This is a genomic window from Flavobacterium sp. (assembly GCF_028712645.1).
In the GTDB taxonomy this organism is placed as follows: Bacteria; Bacteroidota; Bacteroidia; order Flavobacteriales; family Flavobacteriaceae; genus Flavobacterium.
This window is the reverse complement of sequence record NZ_JAQTPQ010000141.1, coordinates 1-9,125: the sequence shown is the minus strand read 5'-3', so window position 1 is coordinate 9,125 and position 9,125 is coordinate 1. Positions and strand designations below refer to the sequence as shown.

Below are 9,125 nucleotides of genomic sequence, written 5' to 3'. Positions count from 1 at the left end.
CGCATACTTTCGTTTGCTGTGTCTTTCAATAAAATCTGCAAAGGTGTAATAATGAGTGTAAGTGGGGTGCGTAAATCGTGACTAATATTGGTAAAAAATCTTAACTTTATCTCATTAATATGCATTTTTTTCTCATGATCCATTTGTATAAGATGTTGTTCCAGTTTTATAAGATGCCTTTCTTTTGTTTTACGAACAAAAAATATCATCACACTAATAATTAAAATTGCATATATGATAAGTGCCCAAATTGAAAAATAGTAAGGAGGCATTACATTTATAAATAATTCTGTAGGGATATTATTCCAAACACCATCACTATTACACGCTTTTATTAAAACTCTGTAATCACCCGTAGGAAGCGAGGATATTATTATTTTATTCCCTTGAGTTGGCATCCATTGTGTATTAAATCCTTCTATTTGATAAACATATTTCACTTTATCAGCATTTAATAGATCTCCTGTAGTAAACTGTAAAGAAATAAGTTTATCATCATGCTTAAATTCTAGCTCAGAAGTCAATTGCATTGGTTGGTCAAGCAACTTGTGTCCATTATAAAATGAATCCACTTGAATAGTATTATTCCCTACTGTCAAATCAGTAAATATAACTTTGGACATAGATTGATCTTTCTCAAACATTTTATTCGGATTCAAAATAGTATATCCATCTACATTCCCTAGTAGAATATCTCCATTTTGTAATTTATAAATAGCATGAGCATTAAAATAATTATCCATAAGACCATCCTTAATGGAATAATTTTTACTTGAAAAAGTATATTCACCATTTGGCTTTGATTTAACAGTAAGTATCGAAAGTCCATTACTTGTGGTTATCCAAATATTATTGAGATTATCTTCGGCTATACCTCTAATTGAATTATTGCATAGCCCCTTTTCTTTATTAAAGTAATAGAGAGTATCCTGTTTTTGATCCCAAATGGTTAGTCCATCATTATTACCAACCCATACAAAGCCACGCTTATCTTTATAAATATTTGAAACTTGACTTTGGTTAAAAACTTGACTTCCTTTCTTGTTTCCAAGATATAAAGTCTTTTTATCATTTGTAATATCAACTATTAAAAGACCATATCCAGTACCAAAATACATTTTATCTCCACCATCATAAAACATATCCATTACAAAAACAACATCATCAAATAATGAGCTCACAGAATTAAAATTTTCAGAGTCTGATTCTAATACTTGAATTTTTCCACCTAATGATCCTATCCAGATATTTCCATATCTATCTTCTTTTAAACTCCAAATATTGTTACTGCTTAGTTTGCTGTTCTTTGTGGTGTACTGAACCATTTTGCCATTTTCATAACAATAAAGCCCTTTCTGATAAGTCCCAATCCAAATACGATTCTTCCTGTCTTCCAATATGGAAACTATAGCAATGTTTTGAATGTCAAGTTTTCTTGCGGTTTCTGAGTTTTTTTCTTTTATATATAACCCATTCCCATCTGTTCCCATCCAAATATTTCCATGGGAATCTTGCATTATAGTACTGATGTCGGAATATTCAGGATATTTTACATTGGTAAAACTCCTAAAACTTTCATGATAAAACGAAAGACCTTTTTTATTATGTCCTATCCAGATGGTTTCATTATTGTCTTTGTATAGACACGCCACATTATTTGATGACAAACCTGTCTCTACCCATGGATTATATACAACATTTTTTAATGCTTCTTTCCCTACATCATAAATAAACAATCCTTTATGATCTGTTCCTATCCAAATTTGTCCTGATTGCTTTTCGATTATACTTGTTATCTTATTACTCTCGGTTTTTAATCCTGAAGTCAATTCTAGTCTTTTCCATTCTTCACCTGAATTCGCTTTATAGTAAACATCTTCGGAATCAGTAGAATAAAGCCATAGCCTATTATTACTATCAATATAAATTCTAATTCTATAATTTGAGTTTATGACATTTTGTTTAATATAATCAGGTAATTCTATTAAAGTTAAAACCCCTGATTTTTTATTTAGTTTCCAGCAAACTCCTGAATTTTGAACAATAAACAAAAATTCTTTATTATCCGTTAATTCAATTACGGAAGCCTCTTTCAAAGATATATTTAATAGAATAGCTGTAGTTTTATTTTTCTTAAAATCATAAAAAAACACCTTCTTCTTATTAATAACCCAAAGATTACGATTTATATCAACATAAATTTTACTTTTATCGTCCGACTCAATACCCAGATTACTCAACAACTTTTTTGTATCTGATAAAAAGTAATCTTTATCTCTTTTATAAACTACATAGGTATATCCTAAATCTATCCAGATATCACCAGAGCCATCTTCTTGCAATCCAAATATATCATTTGCCGACAATTTATTAGTAGCTCTAGAGTGGGTTGTATAAACCTTAAATCCGTATCCATCATACCTATTTAATCCAGACTCTGTACCAATCCAAAGAAATCCATAACTATCTCTTAAAATTGATTTTACACAGTTATTAGAAAGTCCATTACTAGTACCCAAACGATGAAAAACATACGAAGACTGCCCAATGATATTCTGGAATGAAACAATCCAAAATAGCACGAGCAAGCAAAACTGTTTTATATGTTTATTCATATGTATTTTTTATTTTGATATATTCTAAAGCTATCAGCAAAAAATTAGCATCAAGTATTTTCTCATTACATTGAAGACTTTCAATAGTTTTTTTATACCTTAAATCAGCAAGAGAGTGATTCAGAAAGAGTATAAAATCATTACTTCAAAGGTTTTTTATTCTCTTAAATTTTACTGGTTTTAGAGAAAATCTTGCAAGGCGAAAATTACAACATCTTTATAAAATACTAACTATTTTAGCACATTAATTTTATTTTCACCCGAATTTTAATAATTACAACATTCCAAATTAATTACTTGTCTTTTAAGAAATCGCTCCATACAAATAACTTATCAATATTCAGATAACCTGAAAATAATTGAGTGAAACTTATTTCTGGTGATGATTATCTAGAAAACATCCAAACTTATGTAAGGGCTGAAATTCCTGAATTTTTAAATTAAAAATACTTCAGAATAAAATTTAGAATCTAATTCGATTGTTTTTAAAATTAATTCTAAAATTGAAATAGTTTTCAAAAGACATCCAGTTAAGAATATCAATATAACTGATTTAAAGTATATCCAATAATTCAAATGCCTCTTAAAAATTTCGAAAACATTATTGTTAAAAAAATATCCTTTATGTAACTAAAGTTACTGTACCATCTTTGATGTTGCTGTAATTTTGTCCCGTACTAATTCAGAAACACGTTTTAAAAACGCAATAAATAAAAATAAAAAATGAACATAGAAAAAATAATAAAAGAAAACCAAGGCACTATAGTAGATGTGCGTACTTACGGAGAATTTATGGGAGGCAATGTCGCCGATTCTATTAATATTCCATTAAATGAAATTCCAGAAAGAATGGAGGAATTGAAACAACTTAAATCACCATTAATCCTTTGTTGTGCATCAGGAGGAAGAAGCGGTCAAGCACATCATTTCCTTTCACAACACGGAATCGAATGTTATAATGGTGGTTCTTGGCTAAACGTAAATTTTTACAAATCTCAAAACAAATAAAATGATAAACACGCTCAAAAAAATGTTCGGTTTCGGACCAGGAGTAAATTATGCCGAATTGGTACAACAAGGTGCCATCGTACTAGATGTTCGCACAAAAGGCGAATATATGGGGGGTCATATTAAAGGTTCTATTAATATTTCGGTAGATACATTAAAAAATAACTTGGGAAAGTTGAAAGATAAAAACAAACCTATAATCACTTGTTGTGCTTCTGGAATGCGAAGTGCTTCGGCTAAAAGTATTTTAGCAGCAAATGGTTACGCTCAAGTTTATAACGGCGGAGGTTGGTCAAGTCTTCAAAATAAATTATAATGAACAAAGAAACTTTACTAACCGATTGGAATTTTATGCGAATTCTCCGTTTAGGATTGGGAATTTACATCGCGTTTCAAGCGTTTGAAACCCATAGCATTTTTTCAGGAGTTGTAGCTGTCTTCTTTTTGTTTCAGGCAATTACAAATACAGGCTGTTGTGGTTCTAATGGCTGTGCAGTTCCTACAAAGAAAAGCAATTCCGACAGCATTGAAGAAATAGAATACAAAGAAATTAAATAAAAAATACTGCTCTTAAAAAAGGCAAAAATATAATTTTTAATACCCTGTTTACCATTGTAAAAGTCCCAATTTTTTTGGGACTTTTTTTTATTAAAAACCTTATCAACTATTACAAAAATCATTTGTCTTACGGCAAAATAAAAATTACATTTGCAACAGTTTAACTTTTACATATAAAATGAAGCCTAACACACAACAATTAAACGATTTAACTATCCAAGTCAGAAGAGATATTCTTCGTATGATTCACGCTGTCAATTCTGGTCATCCCGGAGGTTCTCTTGGTTGCGCAGAATTTATGGTCACCTTGTACCAAAACATAATGGATCGAAAACCAGGTTTTGATATGGACGGAATTGGGGAAGATTTATTTTTCCTTTCAAACGGTCATATTTCTGCTCTTTTCTACAGCGTATTGGCTAGAAGTGGTTATTTTCCAGTTTCGGAATTAGCTACTTTTAGATTGCTAAACACTAGATTACAAGGACATCCAACAACTCACGAAGGTTTACCAGGTGTGAGAATTGCTTCAGGTTCGCTTGGACAAGGATTATCCGTTGCTATTGGTGCGGCTCAAGCCAAAAAATTAAACAAAGACAACCATTTGGTTTACACCTTGCACGGAGATGGCGAATTACAGGAAGGTCAAAACTGGGAAGCCATAATGTATGCTTCCGCCAAAAAAGTGGACAACCTTATCGCAACTGTCGATGTAAACGGAAAACAAATTGACGGAACAACAGACGAGGTTTTATGTATGGGAAGTATTCGTGCTAAATTCGAAGCTTTTGATTGGGACGTTCTAGAAATTGCAAAAGGAAACGACATTGAAGCTATTATTGCAGGAATGAATGATGCTAAATCAAGAACTGGAAAAGGAAAACCTGTTTGTATTTTATTGCATACCGAAATGGGTAACGGAGTAGATTTTATGATGTACAGTCACGCTTGGCACGGAAAAGCACCTAACGATGCACAGTTAGAAAATGCTTTGGCTCAAAACTATACTGAAGGCGAAAGCGACTACTAATCCCCACCTAGCCTCCCCGAAGAGGAGGAACAGCTACAAAAATTGATACATAAAAATATAAAAACCTATTTACCCCAATAGGAACTCCCCTCCTTCGGAGGGGTTGGGGGAGGAAAATGAAAAAATATACAAATACAGGAAGTAAAGATACTCGTTCGGGTTTTGGAGCGGGAATGACAGAATTAGGAGCAAAAAACGAAAACGTGGTGGCACTTTGTGCGGATTTAATTGGTTCATTAAAATTTGATGATTTCAAGAAAAATCACCCAGAACGTTTTTTCCAAATTGGAATAGCAGAAGCCAATATGATTGGAATCGCAGCGGGATTAACTATTGGCGGAAAAATTCCGTTCACAGGAACTTTTGCCAACTTTTCGACAGGAAGAGTTTACGATCAAATCCGTCAATCAGTAGCTTATTCTGATAAAAATGTAAAAATTTGTGCTTCTCACGCCGGATTAACTTTGGGCGAAGATGGAGCAACTCACCAAATATTAGAAGACATTGGATTAATGAAAATGTTGCCAGGAATGACCGTAATCAATACTTGCGATTACAATCAAACCAAAGCTGCCACTTTAGCCATTGCAGAGCATCACGGCCCTGTTTATTTGCGTTTTGGACGTCCAGTTGTACCTAACTTTATGCCAGCTGACGAACCTTTCGAAATTGGGAAAGCAATTCTTTTAAACGAAGGAACTGATGTAACGATTGTTGCCACAGGACATTTAGTTTGGGAAGCACTAATTGCTGCTGAAGCTTTAGAAGCTAAAGGAATTTCAGCCGAAGTAATCAATATTCACACCATCAAACCATTGGACGAAGCCGCAATTTTGAAATCATTGGCAAAAACAAAATGTATCGTAACTGCTGAAGAACACAACATTCTTGGTGGTCTTGGCGAAAGTGTTGCTAGAGTATTAGCTTTGAACAATCCATCTCCACAAGAGTTTGTTGCCGTTCAAGATAGCTTTGGCGAAAGCGGAACTCCAGAACAATTAATGGAGAAATACAAATTGAACAATCAAGCGATTGTTGAAGCTGTAGAAAAAGTGATTAAGAGAAAATAATTCTCTTTTTAGAATAAAAAAAATCCCGTTTCGATCAATTGAAACGGGATTTTTTATGCCTTTAATTTTACAATTTATGGATGACAGGTTTTGTCTAAATAATTTTTCTTCCCTGAAGTACAAGTTGGAATTTCTGCAAATGGATAAGGTAAACCTGTTGCGGGATTTTTGATTTCTAGCTTTGTGGTATAGTTGTCTCCATCATCGTCAACATCTAAATAGTTTGGAATACCATCTTTATCCGTATCATCAATATTATCAACGCCTGTTGCCAATGTTCGTACATAACCATCTCCATCAAGATCTTCCAAATAAGACGGAATTCCATCACTATCCTGGTCTAATCGTTGAATTTCGTATAATTTAAAACTAAATACTAAAGGAGCATAAGCAGGAATAGAACTTGATCCAGAGTTATAATACGCCAGTCCAGAAGGGATGAACATTACGCCAGCTCCAAAATCGTTGTGACTTACAGTCCCATCAGGATTTGACACATAAGTTCCAGTTTTAAATTGCGGGAAAATCTCAGACCACCCTGTTATTGTAGAATATAAACTTAAAATTGTTTGCGGATATTTTACCTCTTCAAAACCAGTAGAAGTAATCGTTTCAGCTGTGGTTGTTGTAGCCGCAATTCTCTCTAAATATTCCCCTTTGTAGGCCGCTAATACACCATCAACATTACAAGGAGATTGCCCCACTCCCTCTCTCAAAACTAAATAATACACCTTATAGTTATTCACAATATCGTGTAGAGCAACTTCATGAACTAAAAGTTTTGGGAATGTATCTGCATTCAAATAAGAATAAATAGAAGGTTGATTGCCTCCATCAGGAATTTTAGTAATTGTTATATCTTGATCATCTGCAAAACCCGGATGATTGACAACTGTAATATAATTTGCTTTCAAATAATCTTCAATATCAGTAATGTCAGTGGTATATTGCACATTGTAATCTCTAGGAGGCTCGACTGGAGCAACATCATTCTTCGAACACGAAGATATAGAGACTGTTATTATTAGTAAAATAAAATAATATTTAAATTTGTTCATTATTGCTGATTTTTTAGGTGCGCAAGATACAATTTTGATTTATTTTTGCGTAGAATTTAACTTCGATTTTGGAAAATTTATGAGAATAGATAAATATTTATGGTGTGTTCGTTATTATAAGACTCGGAATATGGTCACCGAAGCTTGTAAAAAGAATCATATTACCGTAAATGGTCAAGTTGCCAAACCCTCAAAAGAAGTTTTTCCGACCGATAAAATCACTTTCAGGAAAGACCAAATAACCCAAATAATCACAGTACTCGACATTCCTGATAATCGTGTTGGTGCCAAACTAGTTGACATTTATCGAAAAAATGAAACACCCGCAGAAGTCTATGAACACTTAGAACTTTTAAAATTATCGAAAGAACATTATCGAAAAAATGGTGATGGCCGACCAACGAAAAAAGATCGTAGAGATTTAAATGATTTTGGAAAAAAAACAAGTGAATAAAGAATCAATGGCAACGACAATAAAACAAATCTAAAATTTATAAAAAATGAGCAAGAACATCATCCTTTCGAATCAAGAAATTGAGCATACTATAAAAAGAATTGCCTACCAAATCTATGAAACATTTGTAGATGAAGATGAAATTGTCATTGCAGGAATTGCTGCCAACGGTTTTACTTTTGCACTAAAAATAACCGAAGCACTAAAAAATATTTCTACACTAAAAATTTCGTTGTGCGAAGTTCAAATCAACAAAGTGAATCCTGAATTGTCTATTCATACTTCCTTAACAAAAGAACAATACACTAATAAAGGTTTAGTTCTTGTTGATGATGTTTTAAACTCAGGAACTACATTAATTTATGCCGTGAGACACTTTCTAGACGTTCCTTTAAAGAAATTCAAAACCGCAGTTCTTGTGGATAGAAATCATAAAAAATATCCCGTAAAGGCTGATTTTAAAGGAATCTCACTTTCGACTTCTTCATTAGAACACGTGCAAGTTGTTTTTGATGAAAACGGAGATAATTATGCTTATCTAAGCTAAGATTTTAAGAATTTCCTGAGCTGCTTCATCTTTTGTAATACCATCTACACTTACTTTATATTGTGCTTGATTATAATAGAAACTTCTTTCGAAAAGATGTTTGGCAATAAATTCTTTCATTTCATCCTCATTCATATTTGCAATAATAGGTCGTTTGCTTTTGTTAGAAACCAATCTTTCGAATAAAGTTTCAACCGAAGCTTTCAAATAAATCGACACTACATTTTCGCCTTTCAACAATTCGTGGTTATTTGCATAACAAGGAGCTCCCCCTCCCAAACTGATAATTAATTCACCCGAAGAATTTAATAATTCAATAAAAATTTCTCGTTCTAGTTTCCTAAAATAAATTTCGCCTTTTTGTTCAAAAATCTCATTTATCGACAATTTTGTTCTCTCTTCGATACTTTTATCTAAATCCACTAATGGAATTCCGGTACTATTTGACAGTCTATTCGCAATTGTGGACTTTCCAGACCCCATATAACCTAATAAAATAATTTTTCTCATTTGAATAAAACCTTATATACTAAGGCGTTAAGTACTTTTGTTTAAAAAAGACAAATTTATAATAAAATAGCTTTGAAAAATTAAAAATAAGACCTTATATTTGCACCCGCATTCAAGAATCGGAAATGACTCGATAGCTCAGTTGGTAGAGCACATCACTTTTAATGATGGGGTCCTGGGTTCGAGCCCCAGTCGGGTCACAAAATTTGTGATTATCGCATACTTTTCTTGAATCAAGACTCGATAGCTCAGTTGGTAGAGCACATCACTTTTAA

10 protein-coding genes and 1 tRNA gene are annotated in these 9,125 nt (G+C 32.8%); 8 read left to right on the top strand and 3 right to left on the bottom strand.

From position 1 onward, the window contains the following. Nucleotides 1-2,615: two-component regulator propeller domain-containing protein (locus PHC28_RS11535; RefSeq protein WP_300100343.1), on the bottom strand; the 2,615-nt coding region annotated here is incomplete at its 3' end. Nucleotides 2,616-3,338: 723 nt separating this feature from the next. Here PHC28_RS11535 and PHC28_RS11530 point away from each other — a divergent pair. The 5 genes from PHC28_RS11530 to PHC28_RS11510 all read left to right on the top strand — a co-directional run bounded on the left by PHC28_RS11530 (nucleotide 3,339) and on the right by PHC28_RS11510 (nucleotide 6,281). Then, nucleotides 3,339-3,623 (top strand): rhodanese-like domain-containing protein, encoded by a 285-nt coding sequence (locus PHC28_RS11530; protein WP_300100341.1) that lies wholly within the window; start codon nucleotides 3,339-3,341, stop codon nucleotides 3,621-3,623. A 1-nt stretch (nucleotide 3,624) separates the two neighbouring features. Beyond that, nucleotides 3,625-3,939 (top strand): rhodanese-like domain-containing protein, encoded by a 315-nt coding sequence (locus tag PHC28_RS11525; protein ID WP_300100339.1) that lies wholly within the window; start codon nucleotides 3,625-3,627, stop codon nucleotides 3,937-3,939. After that, nucleotides 3,939-4,181, top strand: coding sequence for a hypothetical protein (locus PHC28_RS11520; protein WP_300100336.1), 243 nt, complete (start codon nucleotides 3,939-3,941; stop codon nucleotides 4,179-4,181). The genes PHC28_RS11525 and PHC28_RS11520 overlap by 1 nt, the downstream gene beginning before the upstream one ends. A gap of 178 nt (nucleotides 4,182-4,359) precedes the next feature. Next, nucleotides 4,360-5,211, top strand: a complete 852-nt coding sequence (locus PHC28_RS11515) for a transketolase (protein ID WP_300100334.1) — start codon at nucleotides 4,360-4,362, stop codon at nucleotides 5,209-5,211. A 116-nt stretch (nucleotides 5,212-5,327) separates the two neighbouring features. Then, nucleotides 5,328-6,281: a transketolase C-terminal domain-containing protein gene (locus PHC28_RS11510; protein WP_300100332.1), complete on the top strand. Its 954-nt coding sequence runs from the start codon at nucleotides 5,328-5,330 to the stop codon at nucleotides 6,279-6,281. Nucleotides 6,282-6,355: 74 nt separating this feature from the next. Here PHC28_RS11510 and PHC28_RS11505 read toward each other — a convergent pair whose 3' ends face one another. After that, the gene (locus PHC28_RS11505; RefSeq protein WP_300100330.1) at nucleotides 6,356-7,339 is read right to left on the bottom strand and encodes an FKBP-type peptidylprolyl isomerase; all 984 of its coding nucleotides are present in this window, start codon (nucleotides 7,337-7,339) and stop codon (nucleotides 6,356-6,358) included. Between the two features lie 79 nt (nucleotides 7,340-7,418). Between PHC28_RS11505 and PHC28_RS11500 the strand changes: the two genes are divergently transcribed. Both PHC28_RS11500 and PHC28_RS11495 read left to right on the top strand, forming a co-directional pair. Further along, the gene (locus tag PHC28_RS11500) at nucleotides 7,419-7,793 is read left to right on the top strand and encodes a S4 domain-containing protein (protein ID WP_300100327.1); all 375 of its coding nucleotides are present in this window, start codon (nucleotides 7,419-7,421) and stop codon (nucleotides 7,791-7,793) included. A 46-nt stretch (nucleotides 7,794-7,839) separates the two neighbouring features. Further along, a complete protein-coding gene (locus PHC28_RS11495; RefSeq protein ID WP_300100324.1) occupies nucleotides 7,840-8,340 on the top strand; it encodes a phosphoribosyltransferase family protein in 501 nt (166 codons plus the stop codon). On the opposite strand, the gene PHC28_RS11490 is transcribed toward PHC28_RS11495, so the two are convergent. Then, on the bottom strand, nucleotides 8,332-8,850 hold the full coding sequence (locus tag PHC28_RS11490) for a shikimate kinase (RefSeq protein ID WP_300100321.1): 519 nt from the start codon (nucleotides 8,848-8,850) through the stop codon (nucleotides 8,332-8,334). The genes PHC28_RS11495 and PHC28_RS11490 overlap by 9 nt on opposite strands. A gap of 127 nt (nucleotides 8,851-8,977) precedes the next feature. Here PHC28_RS11490 and PHC28_RS11485 point away from each other — a divergent pair. Continuing rightward, a tRNA-Lys gene (locus PHC28_RS11485) sits at nucleotides 8,978-9,050 on the top strand. The last annotated feature ends 75 nt before the right edge of the window (nucleotides 9,051-9,125 follow it).

What these genes read in the sequence shown, in the direction of transcription:
- PHC28_RS11530 (WP_300100341.1), top strand. Translation starts at nt 3,339, where the DNA reads ATGAACATAGAAAAAATAATAAAAGAAAACCAAGGCACTATAGTAGAT.
- PHC28_RS11525 (WP_300100339.1), top strand. Translation starts at nt 3,625, where the DNA reads ATGATAAACACGCTCAAAAAAATGTTCGGTTTCGGACCAGGAGTAAAT.
- PHC28_RS11520 (WP_300100336.1), top strand. Translation starts at nt 3,939, where the DNA reads ATGAACAAAGAAACTTTACTAACCGATTGGAATTTTATGCGAATTCTC.
- PHC28_RS11515 (WP_300100334.1), top strand. Translation starts at nt 4,360, where the DNA reads ATGAAGCCTAACACACAACAATTAAACGATTTAACTATCCAAGTCAGA.
- PHC28_RS11510 (WP_300100332.1), top strand. Translation starts at nt 5,328, where the DNA reads ATGAAAAAATATACAAATACAGGAAGTAAAGATACTCGTTCGGGTTTT.
- PHC28_RS11505 (WP_300100330.1), bottom strand. Translation starts at nt 7,339, where the DNA reads ATGAACAAATTTAAATATTATTTTATTTTACTAATAATAACAGTCTCT.
- PHC28_RS11500 (WP_300100327.1), top strand. Translation starts at nt 7,419, where the DNA reads ATGAGAATAGATAAATATTTATGGTGTGTTCGTTATTATAAGACTCGG.
- PHC28_RS11495 (WP_300100324.1), top strand. Translation starts at nt 7,840, where the DNA reads ATGAGCAAGAACATCATCCTTTCGAATCAAGAAATTGAGCATACTATA.
- PHC28_RS11490 (WP_300100321.1), bottom strand. Translation starts at nt 8,850, where the DNA reads ATGAGAAAAATTATTTTATTAGGTTATATGGGGTCTGGAAAGTCCACA.